Annotated in this window: 27 protein-coding genes; 12 read left to right on the top strand and 15 right to left on the bottom strand. The window is 65.7% G+C overall.

The window, feature by feature from the left end; translation table 11 throughout:
• Positions 1-58: 58 nt before the first annotated feature.
• Entirely contained in the window at positions 59-559 is a 501-nt protein-coding gene (locus ABZW11_RS15635) for an FBP domain-containing protein (protein WP_355417005.1), read from the top strand.
• On the opposite strand, the gene ABZW11_RS15630 is transcribed toward ABZW11_RS15635, so the two are convergent.
• Positions 522-1,121, bottom strand: coding sequence for a shikimate kinase (locus tag ABZW11_RS15630; RefSeq protein ID WP_355417002.1), 600 nt, complete (start codon positions 1,119-1,121; stop codon positions 522-524). The genes ABZW11_RS15635 and ABZW11_RS15630 overlap by 38 nt on opposite strands.
• 53 nt (positions 1,122-1,174) lie before the next feature.
• Here ABZW11_RS15630 and ABZW11_RS15625 point away from each other — a divergent pair, with 53 nt between their 5' ends.
• Positions 1,175-1,759 (top strand): hypothetical protein, encoded by a 585-nt coding sequence (locus ABZW11_RS15625; protein ID WP_355416999.1) that lies wholly within the window; start codon positions 1,175-1,177, stop codon positions 1,757-1,759.
• On the opposite strand, the gene ABZW11_RS15620 is transcribed toward ABZW11_RS15625, so the two are convergent.
• A complete protein-coding gene (locus ABZW11_RS15620) occupies positions 1,703-2,326 on the bottom strand; it encodes a DJ-1/PfpI family protein (protein WP_355416996.1) in 624 nt (207 codons plus the stop codon). The two genes, ABZW11_RS15625 and ABZW11_RS15620, sit on opposite strands and share 57 nt — an antisense overlap.
• Positions 2,327-2,562: 236 nt before the next feature.
• Positions 2,563-3,168 carry a GNAT family N-acetyltransferase gene (locus tag ABZW11_RS15615; protein WP_355416993.1) on the bottom strand — a complete coding sequence of 202 codons (606 nt, stop codon included), beginning with the start codon at positions 3,166-3,168 and terminating at the stop codon, positions 2,563-2,565.
• A gap of 100 nt (positions 3,169-3,268) precedes the next feature.
• On the opposite strand from ABZW11_RS15615, the gene ABZW11_RS15610 reads away from it, so the two are divergent.
• From ABZW11_RS15610 to ABZW11_RS15600, 3 genes are all read left to right on the top strand, one after another.
• Positions 3,269-3,796: a hypothetical protein gene (locus ABZW11_RS15610; protein ID WP_355416990.1), complete on the top strand. Its 528-nt coding sequence runs from the start codon at positions 3,269-3,271 to the stop codon at positions 3,794-3,796.
• Positions 3,797-4,024: 228 nt separating this feature from the next.
• Positions 4,025-4,636, top strand: coding sequence for a TetR/AcrR family transcriptional regulator (locus ABZW11_RS15605; protein WP_355416987.1), 612 nt, complete (start codon positions 4,025-4,027; stop codon positions 4,634-4,636).
• Between the two features lie 189 nt (positions 4,637-4,825).
• The gene (locus tag ABZW11_RS15600) at positions 4,826-5,293 is read left to right on the top strand and encodes a haloacid dehalogenase-like hydrolase (protein ID WP_355416984.1); all 468 of its coding nucleotides are present in this window, start codon (positions 4,826-4,828) and stop codon (positions 5,291-5,293) included.
• Between the two features lie 21 nt (positions 5,294-5,314).
• On the opposite strand, the gene ABZW11_RS15595 is transcribed toward ABZW11_RS15600, so the two are convergent.
• A complete protein-coding gene (locus tag ABZW11_RS15595; protein WP_355416981.1) occupies positions 5,315-5,656 on the bottom strand; it encodes a DUF5713 family protein in 342 nt (113 codons plus the stop codon).
• A 126-nt stretch (positions 5,657-5,782) separates the two neighbouring features.
• On the opposite strand from ABZW11_RS15595, the gene ABZW11_RS15590 reads away from it, so the two are divergent.
• On the top strand, positions 5,783-6,103 hold the full coding sequence (locus ABZW11_RS15590; RefSeq protein WP_355416978.1) for a helix-turn-helix domain-containing protein: 321 nt from the start codon (positions 5,783-5,785) through the stop codon (positions 6,101-6,103).
• 15 nt (positions 6,104-6,118) lie between these two features.
• Here ABZW11_RS15590 and ABZW11_RS15585 read toward each other — a convergent pair whose 3' ends face one another.
• The gene (locus ABZW11_RS15585) at positions 6,119-6,496 is read right to left on the bottom strand and encodes a VOC family protein (RefSeq protein ID WP_355416975.1); all 378 of its coding nucleotides are present in this window, start codon (positions 6,494-6,496) and stop codon (positions 6,119-6,121) included.
• Positions 6,497-6,510: 14 nt separating this feature from the next.
• Positions 6,511-6,978, bottom strand: a complete 468-nt coding sequence (locus ABZW11_RS15580; protein ID WP_355416972.1) for a hypothetical protein — start codon at positions 6,976-6,978, stop codon at positions 6,511-6,513.
• A 144-nt stretch (positions 6,979-7,122) separates the two neighbouring features.
• Here ABZW11_RS15580 and ABZW11_RS15575 point away from each other — a divergent pair, with 144 nt between their 5' ends.
• Positions 7,123-7,752, top strand: coding sequence for a DUF5946 family protein (locus ABZW11_RS15575; RefSeq protein WP_355417227.1), 630 nt, complete (start codon positions 7,123-7,125; stop codon positions 7,750-7,752).
• Positions 7,753-8,301: 549 nt separating this feature from the next.
• Here ABZW11_RS15575 and ABZW11_RS15570 read toward each other — a convergent pair.
• Positions 8,302-9,090 carry a class I SAM-dependent methyltransferase gene (locus ABZW11_RS15570; RefSeq protein WP_355416969.1) on the bottom strand — a complete coding sequence of 263 codons (789 nt, stop codon included), beginning with the start codon at positions 9,088-9,090 and terminating at the stop codon, positions 8,302-8,304.
• A 388-nt stretch (positions 9,091-9,478) separates the two neighbouring features.
• Here ABZW11_RS15570 and ABZW11_RS15565 point away from each other — a divergent pair, with 388 nt between their 5' ends.
• Together ABZW11_RS15565 and ABZW11_RS15560 are read left to right on the top strand one after the other, a co-directional pair.
• A complete protein-coding gene (locus ABZW11_RS15565; RefSeq protein WP_355416966.1) occupies positions 9,479-9,691 on the top strand; it encodes a hypothetical protein in 213 nt (70 codons plus the stop codon).
• Positions 9,684-10,124 carry a type II toxin-antitoxin system VapC family toxin gene (locus tag ABZW11_RS15560; protein WP_355416963.1) on the top strand — a complete coding sequence of 147 codons (441 nt, stop codon included), beginning with the start codon at positions 9,684-9,686 and terminating at the stop codon, positions 10,122-10,124. The genes ABZW11_RS15565 and ABZW11_RS15560 overlap by 8 nt, the downstream gene beginning before the upstream one ends.
• A gap of 210 nt (positions 10,125-10,334) precedes the next feature.
• Here the strand turns inward: ABZW11_RS15560 and ABZW11_RS15555 are convergent, their stop codons facing one another.
• Positions 10,335-10,580, bottom strand: coding sequence for a hypothetical protein (locus ABZW11_RS15555; protein WP_355416960.1), 246 nt, complete (start codon positions 10,578-10,580; stop codon positions 10,335-10,337).
• The gene (locus tag ABZW11_RS15550) at positions 10,581-10,913 is read right to left on the bottom strand and encodes a DUF6247 family protein (RefSeq protein WP_355416957.1); all 333 of its coding nucleotides are present in this window, start codon (positions 10,911-10,913) and stop codon (positions 10,581-10,583) included.
• Positions 10,914-11,232: 319 nt separating this feature from the next.
• On the opposite strand from ABZW11_RS15550, the gene ABZW11_RS15545 reads away from it, so the two are divergent.
• Positions 11,233-11,676, top strand: coding sequence for a hypothetical protein (locus ABZW11_RS15545; RefSeq protein ID WP_355416954.1), 444 nt, complete (start codon positions 11,233-11,235; stop codon positions 11,674-11,676).
• Between the two features lie 63 nt (positions 11,677-11,739).
• Here the strand turns inward: ABZW11_RS15545 and ABZW11_RS15540 are convergent, their stop codons facing one another.
• The 4 genes from ABZW11_RS15540 to ABZW11_RS15525 all read right to left on the bottom strand — a co-directional run bounded on the left by ABZW11_RS15540 (position 11,740) and on the right by ABZW11_RS15525 (position 14,927).
• Positions 11,740-11,988 (bottom strand): hypothetical protein, encoded by a 249-nt coding sequence (locus ABZW11_RS15540; RefSeq protein ID WP_355416951.1) that lies wholly within the window; start codon positions 11,986-11,988, stop codon positions 11,740-11,742.
• 47 nt (positions 11,989-12,035) lie between these two features.
• Positions 12,036-12,551, bottom strand: coding sequence for a hypothetical protein (locus ABZW11_RS15535; protein ID WP_355416949.1), 516 nt, complete (start codon positions 12,549-12,551; stop codon positions 12,036-12,038).
• Positions 12,552-13,206: 655 nt separating this feature from the next.
• Complete coding sequence (locus tag ABZW11_RS15530) at positions 13,207-14,031, bottom strand: inositol monophosphatase (protein ID WP_355416946.1); 825 nt, start codon at positions 14,029-14,031, stop codon at positions 13,207-13,209.
• Positions 14,028-14,927, bottom strand: a complete 900-nt coding sequence (locus tag ABZW11_RS15525; protein ID WP_345694396.1) for a DUF5919 domain-containing protein — start codon at positions 14,925-14,927, stop codon at positions 14,028-14,030. The genes ABZW11_RS15530 and ABZW11_RS15525 overlap by 4 nt, the downstream gene beginning before the upstream one ends.
• 396 nt (positions 14,928-15,323) lie before the next feature.
• Between ABZW11_RS15525 and ABZW11_RS15520 the strand changes: the two genes are divergently transcribed.
• The gene (locus ABZW11_RS15520) at positions 15,324-15,509 is read left to right on the top strand and encodes a hypothetical protein (protein ID WP_355416943.1); all 186 of its coding nucleotides are present in this window, start codon (positions 15,324-15,326) and stop codon (positions 15,507-15,509) included.
• Positions 15,510-15,588: 79 nt separating this feature from the next.
• Positions 15,589-15,738, top strand: a complete 150-nt coding sequence (locus tag ABZW11_RS15515) for a hypothetical protein (protein ID WP_355416940.1) — start codon at positions 15,589-15,591, stop codon at positions 15,736-15,738.
• 271 nt (positions 15,739-16,009) lie between these two features.
• Here the strand turns inward: ABZW11_RS15515 and ABZW11_RS15510 are convergent, their stop codons facing one another.
• Together ABZW11_RS15510 and ABZW11_RS15505 are read right to left on the bottom strand one after the other, a co-directional pair.
• The gene (locus ABZW11_RS15510) at positions 16,010-16,378 is read right to left on the bottom strand and encodes a DUF5615 family PIN-like protein (RefSeq protein WP_355416937.1); all 369 of its coding nucleotides are present in this window, start codon (positions 16,376-16,378) and stop codon (positions 16,010-16,012) included.
• Positions 16,375-16,605: a DUF433 domain-containing protein gene (locus tag ABZW11_RS15505; RefSeq protein ID WP_355416933.1), complete on the bottom strand. Its 231-nt coding sequence runs from the start codon at positions 16,603-16,605 to the stop codon at positions 16,375-16,377. The genes ABZW11_RS15510 and ABZW11_RS15505 overlap by 4 nt, the downstream gene beginning before the upstream one ends.
• Between the last annotated feature and the right edge of the window lie 10 nt (positions 16,606-16,615).

The following is a 16,615-nucleotide window of genomic DNA, read 5'->3' as shown; positions in this document are numbered from 1 at the left end:
TTGCTACGCTATTTAATCAGTTGCTTACGAGCTTTAAGAAGGACTAGCGTCGCCGCTCATGCGTCCCATCACAGATCACGACATCCGTACATCTTTCATCAACTGCTCCAAGGGTGAGGCCAAGCGGCTCGGCATCCCCAAGGATCTCGCGGACCTCCCGTGGGACGACCTCGACTTCCTCGGCTGGCGCGACCCGGGCGCCCCCGAGCGGGCGTACCTCGTCGCCGACCACGGCGGCGCGCTCACCGGCGTGGCGCTGCGCGTGACGTCCGGCGCGGCGCGCGCGTTCACCTCCCGCAGCATGTGCTCGCTCTGCCTCACCACCCACACCAACGGCGGCGTCGCGCTGATGACCGCCCGCCGCACCGGCGAGGCCGGCCGTCAGGGCAACACCGTCGGCCAGTACGTCTGCGCCGACCTCGCCTGCTCCCTCTACACCAGGGGCAGGAAGAAGGCGCCCGGCGACGGCGCGCTCATGGACGAGTCGCTGACCGTGGAGGACAAGATCGCCCGTGTGCGGGTCAACCTGGAGGCGTTCCTGGACAAGGTGACAGCCTGATCACCTCGTCCAGCAGCCGGCCGGCGCTCTCGGCGGGCGACTCCCCCTCGGTGTGCAGGACGGTCGTGGCCAGCTCGCGGGTCCCGGCGTCATGGACCCATTCGTGCAGGAAGTCGTGGCCGTCGCCGGTGATCCAGTCCGTCCCCTTGGTGGCGATGCTCCGCTCCCGCAGCACCCGTACGGACTGCTCGGGGTCGGCGGACGGCACCACCAGCACCACGTGCTCCACCGGCCGCAACGCCTCCCGCACTCGCTCCCGCAGGTCGGGCCGGGTGTAGTGGCTGTGCCCTGCGCCGAGCGCGACGACCGCGCCGGGATGCTCGGCCACGACCCGCTCGACCGCGTACGCCCGCGCCGGCTCCCACTCGCGCTCGGCCGCGACCCTGCCCACGGCGCGGATGCGCTCGCGCAGCCGGTCCATGCTCCAGCCCACCTCGGCGTAGTAGCCGGCGCCGAGCGCGTCGACGTCCACGAACGTCCGCCCGGTGGTGGCGGCCACCGCCTCTCCCAGCGTGCTCTTCCCGGTCGCGGCCGGACCGATGAGCACCATCCACGCGCACATCCCGCCATTTTCCCGCTGACGGTGAGGGGGCGCGCCTCGGTAGCGTGCCCGCCATGCAACTCAAGGACGTGACCTCCACCTTGGAGACGATCCTCACCGCGCTGCCCACCGTCCCGCCCTACCGCGTCGGCGGCACGAGCGCCGCCCTCCTCCAAGGCGTGCAGTTGCCCGCCGGCGACATCGACCTCCTGGTGGCCCGGCGCGCCGACGTCGACACCTTCGCCGCCGCCCTCTCCCCCTTCCCCTGCCTCCACCCGGCCGCCTGGCTCCCTGAAACCGCCCAATACTTCACCCGGTACGAGGTGAACGGGGTGGTCGTGGAGATCAGCACGGTCGAGCGGGAGACCGACTCCGACGGCATGGAGTGCATCGGCCGCGGCCCCTGGCAGCACTGCACCGAGGTGGCCTGCGGCGCTCATCGGGTGCCCGTGGTGCGCCTTGAGCTGCGGCTGGCAACCGAGCTCGCACGCGACCGCCCCGACCGGTACGAGCCCATCCTCGGCCACCTGGCGACCCACGGCTGCGACGCCGCCCTCCTGCGCAGGGCGATGACCGCCAACGGCGTCCCGGTGCCGGCCGCTCTAGGTGAACTTCCGCTTGAGCAGGTCTTTGGCGGCCTGAGGGGCCTTGGCGGGTGAGCCGGCGTCGAAGGGCGGCTGGGGGTCGTACTCGATGGCGAGCTGGATCGCCTCCGCCGTCGTCCGGTCCTTGAGCCGCGCCACGAGCGCGAGCGCCATGTCGATGCCCGACGACACCCCCGCCGCCGTCACGACGTCGCCCTGGAACACCACCCGCTCCGGCGTGTAGGTCGCGCCGAACGACTCCAGCACGTCCACGGCACCCCAGTGCGTGGTCGCCGACAGCCCCTTGAGCAGCCCCGCCGCACCCAGCAGCAGGGACCCGGTGCACACCGACGTCGTCCATGCGCTCGTCTCGTGCATCCGCCGGATCCAGTCGAGCAGCGGGCGATCGTCCAGCAGCGCCCTGGCCCCCGGGCCTCCCGGGACCAGCAGCACGTCGCAGGCGTCGATGTCGTCGAAGGCGGCGTCGGCGGTGAGTGCCAGCCACTTGGGGACGTCGCGGACGGGCCCCGCCTGCTCGGCCACGAAGACGATCTCGGCGTCCGGCAGGAACTTCAGCACCTCGTACGGGCCGACGGCGTCGAGCGCCGTGAACCGATCGAACAACGGAATGGCGACACGCACGGCGACTCCCCGGCAGATCCGACTGCTCCTCTACGCACACTACTTCGGCGCGTCTCGCCCTCGATCGATGACCGCCCACCCAACCCTTTCAACGATCGCCGCGACGACCCTCTCGTCACCCTTGGAGAACTGGAAACCCGGCTCAGGCTGAAAACACCCCCACCAGTCGAGCAGCACGGAAAGAGCGGCCCGCCTGGGCGCCCCATGCCGTTCGCCGAAGCAACGCCGCGAACGCCTCAGGAACCATCTCCGCCCGATACCACAGGACCCGCTTCGAGCGAGGAAGGGTGGCGCACCATGAAAACGTCCACCTCATCCTCAGCCTCTTGCGTGAAGCCGTGCCGGTCGTACAACCGCCGGGCGGAACTGCCCTGCAACACGTTCAGCCGCACCACGGCGCCTTCCCGATCGCAGCGCTCCAGCAGCGTTTTCAGAACAGCACCACCAATACCCCTGCCCTGCCATTCGGGATCCAGGTAGAAGTGCTCAAGCCAGTACGCGTCCTTCTCCGACCGCAAAGCCACGCAACCGGCGAAGGCCCCACCCACCTCGATCACCCACGTGTGCGCCGGCACGAACCCATCGCGCAACCGCTGCCGCACCCGACGCTCGTCGTACCGCCCGAGCCGCTCAAGGTCCTCCCTGAGCACCACGGCCCGCAACTCAGCCACAGCCTCAACATCGCCCATCACAGCAGCCCGAAGCGCCCAATCCCCCACAAACGCGATGCTATCGCCCCATTGCGGCTCCTCAGAGGGAACCCAGTTTTTGGCGTGCAGAACCGAGTCTTCGACCCCGAACTCGGGACAGCCGTACTCCGATCTCCAGAGCAAGACGATCACTGGCGGTGCGCCGGATGAGCCGCGACAGCCCCATCAGACAGCCTGCCGGGAGCTGTGTTGCCGCGGGGAGGCATCAAGCCTGACGATGCATAATCGCCAGATGTTCGACTTCGGGATCAGTGGATACCGGCCCACCTGGCTGCGCGGCGGCCCGGCCGTAGCCGCCGCGCATGGCGCGAGACTGGCCATGCTGGAAGGCCGGAAGCTGACGCGCGCGCTCCTGGTGTGGGATCTCGACGAGGACAGCTGGTTCTCCGATGGCCTGATCCTGTTGGACTTCGAGGGCGAGCAGGTCGAGATCGTCCACCAGAAGTTTCATGACATCTCCATCACGTGGAACATGGTCGATCCGGCTCAGCCGCTGGATTGGGCCGGCCAGGGATTTCGGCTGGCCTGGCGAGAAGGCGTACCGGCTGAATTGGCGCGGCTGCAGGGGCAGAGCCTGCAGGCCGTGGAGCTGCTGACGTGGATGGAGGAAGACCTGGCGTATGGGACGGTGGCTGTCGGATTCCTTTTTCCGCAGGGCCGAGTGACCATATACAACGCTCTTGATGAGAACGGCATGGACTTCGGAGAGCCCGACCAGCGGTACGCACGCCAAAGCCTCACGAGCGGCTTGCCTGGCTGAACGAGGTCGCGACCGTGGGCACTGATATCTGCGACGCTCGAGTACGTCCCTATGACGCGACAGGCCGTGCTGGGCCCGAGTACGGGGTGGGAGCACGTTTTTCGGGGTGATGGAGGCGTTGGGGCGGCGGTTCGGGGCCGATGGCGTGCGCTTGGTGGTCTGGTTCGACCGACGAATCACAGGCATCACATCGACGCCGGCGGCCATCCGGTTGTAGACACTGTCTACATGGAAGCAGAAGCGGGCCTGAAAGACCGTCTGGTGTCGTGCGCGGCCGCCATGGTCGCCGAGAGCGGCCCCGAGAACGTCACGCTGCGCGCGATCGCCCGCAGCGCCGGGGTCTCACATGGCGCTCCGCTCCGCCACTTCGCCGGAAGGGAAGCCCTGCTGTCGGCCGTCGCCGCTCAAGGGTTCCGCGATCTCGCCGCAAGGGGCCGGCGCGTCCTCGCCGGGCTGCCTCCCACGTACGACAGCGGGCAACGGCTGCTGGCCGCCTGCCGTACCTACGTGGCGTTCGCCTTCGACGAGCCGGGGACGTTCGCGCTGATGTTCCGCCACGACCTGGTCGACCCGCGGGAACCGGAGCTGGCACGCGTCAGTCTGAACGTCTTCGACACTCTGGTGGAGCTGGTACGAGCCCACCAGGCCACCGGCTGGCAGCACCGTACGGACAGCCGCCGGTTGGCGGGCGCCCTGTGGAGCGCGCTGCACGGCTTCGCCCAGCTGTGGATCTGGAACGCTCTCCCCACGGCGACCGGCGCCGTAACCCCCGATGCCGTCCTCGAGGTCCTTCTCCGGGCCTTCGACCTGTCCGCCACCGGAGGAGCCGGCGATGCCTGATCCGTACCAGCGGGTGGCCGTCTTCGACCTCGACGGCACCCTCGTACGAGGTGACTCCTTCGCCCGCTTCCTCCGGCTTCTCCTCCTGCGCCGGCCGATCCGGGCGGTCTTCTCCTTGGTGTCGGCGGTCATCCTGATCCCGCTGTTCCTGATCTCGCGGACACGCCGCCGAGCGGTGGCCGGGTTCCTGTGCTGGCCACGATCGGCGTACCACCTCATCGTTTCGAAGCGCTGGCGGAGGAGTTCGCGCTCACGCACGCCGCCAAGCAGCGCCGCATCGCCGCCACCCTCGACCGCCTCCGCTCCCACCAGCGCGCCGGCGACCGCGTCATCATCGTCACCGGCTGCGCCGACCCGCTGGCCGGCGCCGTGTGCAGGGCCCTCGGCCTGGCCGGGGTCGAGGTGATCGCCGCCCGCCTCGAACACTCCCGGCGCGCGCACCGGGTCGCCGAAGGCTGCCTCGGCGCCGACAAGGTACGCCGTCTGGAACAAGCGGGTGTCGTCCCGCCGATCGAGTACGCGTACAGCGACAGCGCCATTGACCTGCCCCTCCTCCGCGCCGCGAAGCACCCCGTCCTCGTGGGCCCCTCACCCCGTACGCGGCAACGAGTGCGAGCAGCCCTGGGCACGGACCCCGCCGTACTGCCACTCGAATGAGCGGCTGCCCACGTCGATACGTCACCACTCGCGGGTCGCGATCAGCTCCTCCGCGTCCGCGTCCGCGAACCCGTAGGCCGACGCCACGAACCAGAAGTCCTCGGCGATCACCTCGCGGGCCACGGTCTCGATCTCGCTGCCAGCCGCGTCGAACTCGGCCTCGAGTTCGTTGAACTCCTCCGTCGCCGCATGAGTGAGGACGTACAGCGCCGCCAGGTCCGCCGGCCGCTCGTCCTCGATGCGCTCGCACAGCCGCAGCAGAATCTCTCTGCCCTTGTCGACGACGTGGTCGGGGTAGTAGCCGTCCTCGTACATGCTCTTGAGAAAGGTGTGGCCGGCTGTCTGCGGGTTGGTGGGCGGCATCCTCATCTCCTGTCCTCGCCGTGATCCAGGGTGCCGATGCTGCACCATGCCACCGACAAATGAGTGGCGCAGCGGCATCCTTTCGGGCCACCGACCACACCCTCTTCCCTTGTGGAGAGAGTCCCCATGACGTACGAAGAAGAGCCGCGTCCGCATAGCGCGGATCCTGCCAGACCGAAGTCGGGGCCGATCCTGATCAAGCTTCGATCGTCACGACGACCTGACGTCGGGCAGCCACCGCTGGCGTACCTGACCTGGTGGCCGCTGGGCACGGCCGCGCGCATGCTGCGCGACTCCGACGCCGCGCTGAGCGAGATCGCCGGCGCGGTCGGCTACGGCTCGGAATTCGCCTTCGCCAACGCCTTCAAGCGCCAGTACGCCATGGCCCCCGGCAAATACCGCCGACAGGGCTGCCCGCTCCCGGCCCGCACTCCGTCCTTGAGGTGATGGAGCGCGCCCGTTCTACCGCGTGAACAAGCAGAACGGATGCCCCGCGGGATCGAGATAGACCCGTACATCGTCTTGGGGCTGGTATTCCGCGAGCGTCGCCCCCGCCGCCACGGCGTGGGCTCCTGCGGTCTCCAGATCGTCCACCTCGATGTCCAGGTGCATCATCATCTGCTGATCCCCAGGCCCGGCGGGCCACGTCGGCCGCACATGAGCCGCCTCGGTCTGGAACGACAACCCCGCCCTTCCGTCAGGCGCACGAAGAGCCACCCAATCAGACTCCTCTTCCCGTACGACCCAGCCGAGCAACCGCTGATAGAAAGCCGCCAACGCGCGAGCATCAGGCGCACCGAGCACCGTCGCCGCCAACACCATCCGTGGTCTGTCGATCACTCCACCTCCCAGCCCTAGTCAGTGAGCGCCCATCCCTGCCCCTGAGCCCGAAGCAGCTTCCTGACGAGGCCACGGGCGCCGGCGTCCTGTTCGGCGATCGCCTCCAGCGTCTCAACTGTCTGCCGGACTCGCTCGATGATCGCCGCGATGACATCGATCGTGTTCCCATCGCGACCGGTGTACACCTCATAGCCCGGCTCAGGCAGGAAACATCCCCACCAATCGAGCAGAACCCAAAGAGCAGCTTGCCTCGGCACCCCGGGGTGCTCGGTGACGATCTTCAAAAGCACGTCGGTGCCTGCAACGGCCGCTGGATAAAGCGTCCCCGCGTGATCGTTCCCTAGCGTCGATCGAATGCCGCTTCCTGAATTCAGGTCGTTACCAGCACCCCTGAGCAAGGCAGTGAAGGCATCCGCGACGGTTTCCGGCTGGTACCACCTCGGCCCTGGAATCGCCGCCCAATCCACAGCCTGTGGGTCCATGGGTTGCAGCGTACGTCACGTCCTGATCGTCGATGGAGGGTGAGCATCACTGAGACCGCTTACATCTATGTCCTGGCCTGCAGGTTGAAGGATTCGTGGTACAGGCCGCCCGAGGCGAGGAACTCGTCGTGGGTGCCGACTTCGATGACGCGACCGGCTTCCATGTCAAGAGCAGGGACGGCCTGCGTTCGAAGGGACCTCATGGCCGCAGGACCACGACCGAGTAGGGCATCAGCCGGCGCCGATAAGACGTCGCCAAGGTCGGGTCCGGCCCCTTATGTTGCGGCCATGACAGATATCTCCATGACGGACAGGTGCGACTGCGGTGCGACGGCCGGCCCACTGGGCATGTGCGTGGACTACTACCACGGGATCCTGGCCGAGGAGCAGTCGGATCCGCAGATGTTCAGGTGGCACGCGTGCGTGGTCGTGACGTACCTCCTGCAGCACTCTTCCAGAGCCCACGAGAAATACCTCGACGACCAGTATCGCCAGTTGCAGCTCTACGTGGATCAGGGCCTTGACGCGCTGCTCCGCCTGGCGGCCCATCGGGTGGCACGCAACAACCACCGGGCACGGCCGAGCTACGGCACGGCACCGCTGACGACATACGCACCGCTCCCACAGGGCGAACCTCCCCGCTTCTCGGCCTCGTTCAGCGGCCTGCCGGTCAAGGACGGCAGCTTCGTGTTCGACGGACATTCCGCGTACGGGGATCGCATCAAAGCCATCGCCGAAGCGACGGTGGAGTCCTGGAAATCCGTCCAGAGCTGACGCTCGAAGACCGACACGGGGATGTCCCCGCTGACTACTCCAGCGCGCAAGCTGTCCGATCGGCCATGTACGGCATCCGGCCACGCAGTGGCGACTTCGGAGCTGCATCTGCAGTTCCCGGTGTACGCGTTGACGGCGGGCGAGCGTGCGGCGCCCGGCCCGGTGCCCCGCCGACGGCCGGGACCGGCCTCGGGCCGCACACCCGCACGGCGGAAGGGCTACGGGTCCGGCGATCATCCCGCAGCCACAGTTCCCCTCTGGGGGATGGATGGACCCATGGACCGCCCGGATCACCGGTCTCGTTCTGCTACGCCGGCCACCGCTCAGACGTCACACTGTTGTCCCGCGATCTTGCCGTGAAGGACACGCGATGACCGTTCTCACTTCACGACGCCGCACCTGCTGACCAGGCCAAGCTCATACACCACTTCCGCGGACGCAACCGCGGCACTCGTCTTCGGCGACTAGGGCGTGCAGAAAGCAGACAGAAGAATGGATCACGGCCCGTCGTCAGCGTCGTGGGACGACACAGCCGACAGGGCGTCCCCGTCATGCCACCGGGACCAGCGTCAGGTAGACAAGCCCGAGAATCCCGCGATAGCCGGTCAGGTACGAGGCGCGCTGCCGGTCGGCGTCGGCGCGCAACTCCGCGGCCTTGGGATGGCCGGCGTTGGCGGCCAGCCACACCTCGACGTCGGCCAGATAGCCCGCCTCGAACTGGTCCCACTCCTCCTGGGAGGCGACTTCCAGCCACTCCACCCGGAAACCGGCCTGCACCGCCGCCTCGACCATGCCGTCCAGCGCAAGGTGGTCGTCGGGCTTGGCGTCTGGCCACATCCTGGTCAGCTCCTCCGGCTGCGGCCGGCGTTCCCAGAACCCCTCGCCGTACAGCACGCGGCCGCCCGGGCTGACCAGCCTGCGCAGCTCCTTCAGAGCCTCACCGTACTGGTCGGGTGCCGGGGCGTCGCTGAGCGCCTGCCCGGAGCCTACACACAGCACCACGTCAGCGGGACCGCGCTGAGTGCCGGTTGCTGACTCCTTCAGGTACTCCATCCGATCCGCCAGACCGCGGCTGGCCGCGAGGGCCCGGCCACGTTCCAGATCTCCTTCGAGCAGGTCGATGCCGATGCCCGTAGCGCCAGGCGCGGCGGCGAGCAGCCGGAGACTCAATTCGCCCCAGCCGCAGCCGATGTCCAGCACGGTCTTCGGTTCCGTCGCAGCCAGACGCGCGACGAACCCCGCGGCCCGCTCCTCACTCAACGGCCCATGGAACGTCAGCCTGCTCCGCTTCGAAGGAATCTGGTCGGGGGTCGTCTCGTCTGCCGTCTGATCAGTCATGAACGGCAAGGCTAACCACAGCGGATGCCCTCATGCACCTGCATCGAGCCGCAATCGGACTGGTCCAGGGGCTGGTGACCGGTTCCATCCCCGCGAACGATCGTAGATCCAAGCCCAGGTACCGCATTCAACGACCGACCTGCGCCTTCAGGCTGAGAGCGGGTGACGGGAATCGAACCCGCGCTGTCAGCTTGGGAACTCTTTCAAGATCGAACGGGCTGAACTGAAGAAACACTGACCTGGGCGTATGCCGGTCGAGTGACCGTAAGTCCCCCTGAGCCTCCGTAGATCGCTCTGCGAACGGGCACGCAACGGGCACGGCCACCGGCCTGCCTCGCCCTGCACAAATGGTCAGGGAGACAAGCCTGGCGAGGCGTAGACTGCGAGCATGAGCGCGATGCGTGACGAGTTGCATGCTCTGGTCGATCGGCTTCCGGATGACCGTGTCCAGCCGGTTCTTGCACTTGTCCGCGAGAACCTCGAAACGGCTGGTCGGCGCGAGCGAGCGCTGGCCGTTATGGAGCGGGTTCAGGAGAGGATGCGCGGTGTGACGGGCGTCGACGAAGAACTGGACCGGCTCCGGGAAGGCGCGCGTGGCTGACGCGTACGTCGTGGACACTGGCGTGTTCCTACGATGGTTCGTCGATCAACCTGGCTACGGGCATGCCCGCCAAATCCGGGACGACTTTCTGTACGGCCGGGTAAGGCTGGAGACAGCGGACTTCGCTCGGATTGAGGTTGCCGGAGTGCTGCGGAAGAAGGGTCTGCTCGCGGGGCGGCTGTCCGCAGATGAGTTCATTGCGGCCGTTCGAATCATTGACGAGCTCGGTGTCCGGGTTCATCCCGTGGACGCCGACCGGTTGGAGCAGTCCGCCGCCCTGGCGGTGCGGTTGACGTTGCGCATGTATGACGCCGTCTTCGCACAGCTTTCTCTCGATCAAGAGATTCCGCTGCTGACGACCGACGCAAAACTCCACCGGGCGCTTGATGGCGTCGTCGAGACTGAACTTCTCAAAGATTCAAGCCCTCAATGATCACCGCTGAGCGGTGGGACTGAACGCTGTCACACAGACACTGGAGCGGGTGACGGGAATCGAACCCGCGCTGTCAGCTTGGGAACTCTTTCAAGATCATGGACCCTGAGCAGGGGAAACGCTGATCTGGGCATGTGCCGGTCGAGTGACCGTGAGTTCCCGTGACTCCCCGCTGGTCGCTACGAGAACGGGCACGCAGCGGGCACGGGCTTACGGCCATTCAATGCGGACAAGGTAGACCTCGCGCTGCCGGTCCAGGACCACGTACGTGGCAAGGCCGCGCTCTCCGAACGGGTGCGTAAGCATGTTCGCCCGGGGATTTGCAGAGTTGTACGGGTCTCCACCCCACGGAGCGGTCTCCAGTAGTGCGAACAGATCCGCGAGCGGATGCAGTGCGTGATCGGGTAGCGCAGCGATCTGTTCCTCGGCTACGGGATCGATGATGAGCTTGAACACCTAAACATCGACCCCGCGAGCAGCAAGGATCTCCCGCCACGGCCTCCCATGAGGAACAGGTTCGCCGGCCAGAGCCTGTTGGGCTCGGACGTGCATCTGACGGCGCCCCTCGGGATCTTTTGCGGTGTCACACGCGGAGATCCACCAGCGGTGCACGAAAGCGTTCAGCGCTCCAAGATCCAGGCTCACCCTGACCTCGTCGAGCACGGCCTTGAGTCCGGCGTCGAAAGCCTCGCGATCTTCTGGGATGACCAGCGCGGCACGGATGGCCCGCAGGTTCTTCTCAGGCAGAGGCGCGCCGACGGAGATGAAGTCCTGCGGTTGTGCGGTCATACCCGCTCCCTTCCTTGTCCTCTAGAGACTACAGAGGAAGGGCGACATCCTTCACGCACGCACGAGAGATGATGCTGCCACAGTATGAGAGTGGAGCGGGTGACGGGAATCGAACCCGCGCTGTCAGCTTGGGAACTGCATCGATCGCGATCCCTGTAGCAGGGGATTGCTGGTCGCCGGGGGAGTCGGTGAGGTCGTGAGTGACCGTGGTTGACCGCTCGTCACCTTGGTTAATGGCCCGCTAATGGCCCGACGATCAGCCGCTGACCCGGAGCTCGAGTACCCTGCCGGAGGGACTTCCTCAGGGATGATGAGTGCTATGCCCGACCTGTTGTGGGATCACGTGAAGTCCCTCTTCGACCCCGATATCAACGGAACGTTGCCTGACGTGGTCGTAGAAGGAACGACTGTCGAGGACTGGCAGGCGCTGCTTGATCTCGTTCAGTCGCAGGGCTGGCAGTACGCCTACGCGCTGAGTGGCGAGCCGATGGAGCTTACTTCGGCTGCTGACATGGTCGCCGCTGCATCCGCCGACGCCACGCCTGAGCTGAGAATCTGGCCGATCCCTGAGGTCCTCATGATCTTCCGGGTGTATCAGGCTGAGTCGATTGACTTCGATGTTGACCTCAGAGAGCTGCAAGGGCGGGAGCGATTGGATGTCCTGGTGGTTGTCCTCCGCCTGATCGGACAGAGCCTCGGGAAGTCTGTGCTAATGACTCCGGAGGGTTCGGATTCGATGTCGAGGCTGGCCGGGTGGTACTGATGGTCGACCCGATTGATCCGGGGGTTGGTGATTGCTGAAGCTACGGATTGAAAGGTCGGCCGATCATGGTTCTAGGCAGTTCAATGCAGGCCAGAGGGCGTGGGCGATCCATAGTGCACGTCCTTGGACGGCTTCGTATTGCAACCCAAACTGCAACCTGAGGCGGGTCATCTGCGGGCGTCCAACGAAGTTACGACGGTAGTGACGATCAGCCATATCTCCGGTGATCAGTGCAGCAGGAAGAAGGAAGTAGAACCAGAACTGCCGCGCGTCCTGACCAGCTGTCCAGGCGATCACGATCATCGAGGTCATAGCGGCGAGAGTGGGATGAGAAGAGGATCAAGCGCCGCTACGCGACGTCACGTCCTCACTTTTTTCGACTCGCGTCTCTGTTCCCACGCGAAGGAGAGCGCCAGTGCGAGCGCCATGATAAGGCTCCACACTTCGAGTGCGCCCCAGAATACGCCTTCGTTCGGTCGAATATGCGATAGGTACGCGACGCCCGTTAGAGGGATGCAACAGAGTAATAGCCCCCACCAGCGGCCGGTCTTCAGCCCTTCGAGTCCGAGCCCGAAGACAGCTATCACCGGCAGTCCGGCCAGAAGCACCAGGGGCCATGCCCATAACGCGGCCACAGTCCCCACGCCCCACCCCAGCACGAGCATCGAGATCGCGGATGTCCCCAGGAAGGCGGAGATCCACCGCTGGTCGTCTCGTCGCACGCTCATCGCTCCCACACCGAAGGAGGCCAGGGCAATGGTCAGCATTACCGCCGCCGCTCTGAGATCGTTGCGTTCAGATAGCCACAGAGCGATCATCGACGTCACGAGAAGCAGCGCAGCCAGGCTGTAGGCCAGTGCCGATAACTTCCGCACATTCTCCCCTCCCCTAGAAGAAACGCGGACGGGATGCGCATGCGCTACAAGGACATCCCGTGGCTTTCAGCTTCTAGTCCGCTGGCGAGCTGTTCAATGTGATTGAACCACCGGCGATCTCTAACACCAACGGCGGGGATGCAGAACCAGGCCGTCAATCTGCTGCCAAGGCCCAGCCGCGGCCCTGTCCGATCAAGCCATGGCCAAGTGGTGCAGCGTTGCGTCTTGGCCTCCCAGTCCGCGACCGACATCCTGAACACGCGTTACAATCAGCGGGACACTTGCGCCGACCGCGCACCGGCGACCCGCGACCACCGCCATGATCGAAGGAAATCCGCGCGTTCGGGTTAATAAGCCCCACGATCAGCCACCTTGCACGGTGAGCCAGGGTGAGGAACGAACCCTGGATCGTCGATCGCCCCCAGCCATTCACGGCGACCGGCCATGCAGTGGCGATCGTGGGGCTGCATCTGTGCGGCGGCACGGCAACCCCGGTCGGTGCGTTCGGTTAGTGCGGCGGGGCCGGTGTGCAGTGGCCGGCCCGGTGTCCCGCCGTCGTCCGGGACCGGCCCCCAGGCCGCACGCCCGGACGGCGGGCGGGCGGAGGGCCGGAGGTACGGCGGCGCGCCGCGCCGCCGCTTGATACCTACAAGAGCTATTCGGCAATCTTCCGGTCGAACACCCCGGCCTTGCGGGCCTCTGCGATGAGTTCGACGAGATCGGCCACCAGTTTGGGGCTTGCGGCGATGGTCGCTTGGGCGGTCATGCTGTGCGGGCTGCCGTCGAGATCGATCACCGTTGCGCCGGCTTTTCGGGCGATGATGACGCCTGCTGCGGTGTCCCACGGGTTGTTGCTGAGCATGATGGTGGCGTCGATCCTGCCGTGCGCCACCCACGCGAGATCGATCGCGGCTGAGCCGAACATCCGGATGCGCTGGACACGAGCGGCGAGTTCTTGGGTCAGGGCAAGCCGCGATCGGTTGCGCTCGTCAGCGTTCTCCCCCACGGCGTAGTCGCCGATCGCCACGATCGCACTCTGCAACTCGCGGGCATCGCTCACCTGAATCGCGGATCCGTTGGCGACAGCGCCGGACTCTTCAGCCGCCGAGTAGCGGAGGTTGAGGAACGGCAGGTCGATCACACCGAGTGTGGGCGTGTCCTTGTCGATCAGCCCCAGGGAGGCACCGCAGAGCGGGATGCCGTGTAGAAAATTGGCCGTTCCGTCTACCGGGTCCAGCGCCCACATCAGGCCGTCGCCCAGGTGACTGACGCCTTCCTCCTCGCCCAGGAATCCGATTTCGGGCGTCTCGCGAGACAGGAATTCCCTTACTGCATTTTCTACGGCGTAGTCCACCTCTGTCGCCATGTCCCGGTCGCCCTTGGCCGTGATGACGCCGGGAGCCTTGGTGCGGATGATCTGGCTGGCGATCGACACGGCACGTTCAGCGATGGGGAGAACAGTCTTGGCGTCGATGGTCATACGGGTTTGCTCCGCTCCCACATATCTCTAAACACCTGGTCGAAGATGGGGAACAGCCCCTCTGCGGCGGTGTTGTCTTTGATCACAAAGGTAGGTGAATCGACTCCGCGCGCCTGTGGAAGATACGGCTGCACCACGCACAACCCTCGGTCCACGATGATCAGGTTGAATCGGATCGTCTCGTCGTAGACGTGGAGTTCAAGGCGTTGGGCCGACGTGGTGTCGAGCCGATCGCGCAGCCTGGTCAGCATGCTGATGTTGAGCGCCGTTAGGGTCGTCAGGGTGCTGTCGGTGTAGCCCTCTTCTGCTTCGCGGGCGCGGATCGACTGGCCCTTCGGGTCGAGGAAGAGGCAGCGGATGCGCGTGCCTGAGTCGAGCAGACGCTTGAGCTGATGATCGGGATAGCTCTGGCAGAGGATGTTGAGCGACAGGCCTGCTGCGTTGATCTCCTTCGCGTCGTCGAACATCGATGATGCCGGGTATGCGGAGGAGAAGGCCGAGCGGCTACTGAAGACCGCGGTTACATCGGCCATCTGCGGCATGGCGCAGGCGACGATGTCGGGGCCGGCGCTTCTGGCTGGCTCCGGATCTGTTCTCTGTGCGGGGATCTCGACGGCGGTCGTGGTGAACAGCTCATGTACCGACCTGCCCGGGAACATCGCCTCCAAGACGCGGCAGTGGCCTGAGTACGGCAAGCCCTTGAGCTCCCCGTTCAGCCATCGGTGGAGCTGTGCCCGGCTCGGCCAACCGCCCTGCAACGACGGGTCCACCTTCTTGGCCGCCTTGTCGTACTCCTTACAGAACGTGCTGTACGTCTGCCAATGGCGTTGGGTGAGGAGGGTCTTCAACAGGATCGGCTGGTCCGTCATGATCCGCGCCTCGGGCTGGGGTGCCATATGAGCCCAGGTTAGCGACAGAGACGGGCTCGGACGAGACAAAGAGGAGACGAAAAGAGACGGGCCGATCACAGACGGTACGCAGGAGCGATCGAGATGTGACAGATCTTCGGGCAATCCTCGTTGCATGACTGCGCCGTTTAACTCCTGCTCGGGGCGGGGCTGGAAGTACGTCAGCCGCCGCCGGACCGTCGTGGTGGCCGAGAACGAATCAGGCTTCGCTGCCCCTGATGACCGGCACCGCGATGGCTGCTGGCGGTGCAACGGAACCGGACGGGCGGGGGCGTCGCTGTGAACATCTACCTCGGGTGCCTTGCACCTCATGTCGGTCCTCCTCGGCCCAACCACATGCGTCTGGTCTGGAGAGAGATAGTCCGCGAGCAGGGGACACCGCGCGTGCTCGAGTACACCTGCGAGTGCGAGGACATCGTTTACGAACGCTGCCGCGAGGGTGGCTTTGCCTACATCCGTCGGACCACGCGTCTCGATGGGGTCGTACAGCAGATTCACGAGACCTATCGCTGGCGGGCCAAGAAGACGCAGGACGTTTGGATCGCCCTGCTCAACGGCGAGGCTCGATAAGCCGGCGCGGCGGTCGGCGAACAGGGGTGCTGTTCCGCCCGCCGAGTCCGGCGCGGGCCTGAAGGACCTCATGGCCCGCATGGGGCACGACAACGTACGGGCGGCCATGATCTACCAGCACGCGGTAAGAGGAGCAGACGAGGCGATCACCAACGCCATCGACCGGCAACTCGCTGCACGCGACGATGACGATGAGGGCACGGCGGGCGCGCTGGTCCCGGCAGGGTGATCAGGAGCTAATGGCCCGCGAAGATCAAACGAAGCAGGACACAAGTAAGGCCCGGGTCGGGATTCACATCCCTACCTGGGCCTTCAGGCTGAGAGCGGGTGACGGGAATCGAACCCGCGCTGTCAGCTTGGGTACCATCTACTGATCTTGCTGTGCTGAGCTGGGGAAACAGGGGTGCAGGTCAGAGCAGGGCGAGTGACCGTGAGTATCCGTGAATGACCACGGCTGACCGTCTGTTCTGGCACGGATCTGGCACGTGGATCATGCTGTTTCAGCGCAGAGGGAGCGCCCGAACGCGGATACCTCCCGTGGTGAAGGCCGCGATCGCGCCTGTCTGAAGGTGCTGTTCGACCACCTCGAGATTAGCCAAGATGATGTTGACCAAGTCGGGTGGACGAAGCTCCACCAGTTCTCGCACGAGGATTACGGAAGGTCTAGTCGCGCGGGCGTGAGCCAGGAGTGCGCCGAAGTCGGTGTCGGCAGAGATGATGATCCGACCCTCCGCCGCGGCGAGTTCCATGATCGTGGTATCAGGGGCGCTCGTCGCCTGGAGATCACGCACGTGGACCGCGTCGTGACCAGCTTTGGTCAGCAGCTCGGCAATGCGGGGTGAGAGGTTCTCGTCGACCAGGAAGTTCACGCTGGCTCTCGGAGACGGTAGAAGTGGACATTCGTGGACGCTGCTGCGTACTCGAGCGCCTGTTTGATGTCCTCCCGTTCCAAGTCCGGGTAGTCCGAGAGGATCTCGTCGAAGGTCCATCCGCCGGCGACGAGCCGCACCACCGTCTCCACCGTGATACGCAAACCACGGACGGCGGGCTTGCCTTCGAGCTTGTCAGGCTCGACGGTGATCCGATCGAAGTTCATGGTGTCTCCC

Source organism: Nonomuraea sp. NPDC004580, assembly GCF_040609855.1.
Classification (GTDB): domain Bacteria; phylum Actinomycetota; class Actinomycetes; order Streptosporangiales; family Streptosporangiaceae; genus Nonomuraea; species Nonomuraea salmonea.
Note: the sequence above shows the minus strand (reverse complement) of the source record. Positions and strands in the feature narration are given on the sequence as shown.

Excerpts from the sequence above, each read along its gene's own strand:
- ABZW11_RS15545 (WP_355416954.1), top strand. The coding sequence starts at position 11,233 with ATGCCCGACCTGTTGTGGGATCACGTGAAGTCCCTCTTCGACCCCGAT.
- ABZW11_RS15565 (WP_355416966.1), top strand. The coding sequence starts at position 9,479 with ATGAGCGCGATGCGTGACGAGTTGCATGCTCTGGTCGATCGGCTTCCG.
- ABZW11_RS15635 (WP_355417005.1), top strand. The coding sequence starts at position 59 with ATGCGTCCCATCACAGATCACGACATCCGTACATCTTTCATCAACTGC.
- ABZW11_RS15605 (WP_355416987.1), top strand. The coding sequence starts at position 4,025 with ATGGAAGCAGAAGCGGGCCTGAAAGACCGTCTGGTGTCGTGCGCGGCC.
- ABZW11_RS15505 (WP_355416933.1), bottom strand. The coding sequence starts at position 16,605 with ATGAACTTCGATCGGATCACCGTCGAGCCTGACAAGCTCGAAGGCAAG.
- ABZW11_RS15570 (WP_355416969.1), bottom strand. The coding sequence starts at position 9,090 with ATGACTGATCAGACGGCAGACGAGACGACCCCCGACCAGATTCCTTCG.
- ABZW11_RS15530 (WP_355416946.1), bottom strand. The coding sequence starts at position 14,031 with ATGACCATCGACGCCAAGACTGTTCTCCCCATCGCTGAACGTGCCGTG.
- ABZW11_RS15540 (WP_355416951.1), bottom strand. The coding sequence starts at position 11,988 with ATGACCTCGATGATCGTGATCGCCTGGACAGCTGGTCAGGACGCGCGG.
- ABZW11_RS15575 (WP_355417227.1), top strand. The coding sequence starts at position 7,123 with ATGACGCGACCGGCTTCCATGTCAAGAGCAGGGACGGCCTGCGTTCGA.
- ABZW11_RS15580 (WP_355416972.1), bottom strand. The coding sequence starts at position 6,978 with ATGGACCCACAGGCTGTGGATTGGGCGGCGATTCCAGGGCCGAGGTGG.
- ABZW11_RS15550 (WP_355416957.1), bottom strand. The coding sequence starts at position 10,913 with ATGACCGCACAACCGCAGGACTTCATCTCCGTCGGCGCGCCTCTGCCT.
- ABZW11_RS15595 (WP_355416981.1), bottom strand. The coding sequence starts at position 5,656 with ATGCCGCCCACCAACCCGCAGACAGCCGGCCACACCTTTCTCAAGAGC.
- ABZW11_RS15625 (WP_355416999.1), top strand. The coding sequence starts at position 1,175 with ATGCAACTCAAGGACGTGACCTCCACCTTGGAGACGATCCTCACCGCG.
- ABZW11_RS15630 (WP_355417002.1), bottom strand. The coding sequence starts at position 1,121 with ATGTGCGCGTGGATGGTGCTCATCGGTCCGGCCGCGACCGGGAAGAGC.
- ABZW11_RS15610 (WP_355416990.1), top strand. The coding sequence starts at position 3,269 with ATGTTCGACTTCGGGATCAGTGGATACCGGCCCACCTGGCTGCGCGGC.
- ABZW11_RS15515 (WP_355416940.1), top strand. The coding sequence starts at position 15,589 with ATGGGGCACGACAACGTACGGGCGGCCATGATCTACCAGCACGCGGTA.
- ABZW11_RS15525 (WP_345694396.1), bottom strand. The coding sequence starts at position 14,927 with ATGGCACCCCAGCCCGAGGCGCGGATCATGACGGACCAGCCGATCCTG.
- ABZW11_RS15590 (WP_355416978.1), top strand. The coding sequence starts at position 5,783 with ATGACGTACGAAGAAGAGCCGCGTCCGCATAGCGCGGATCCTGCCAGA.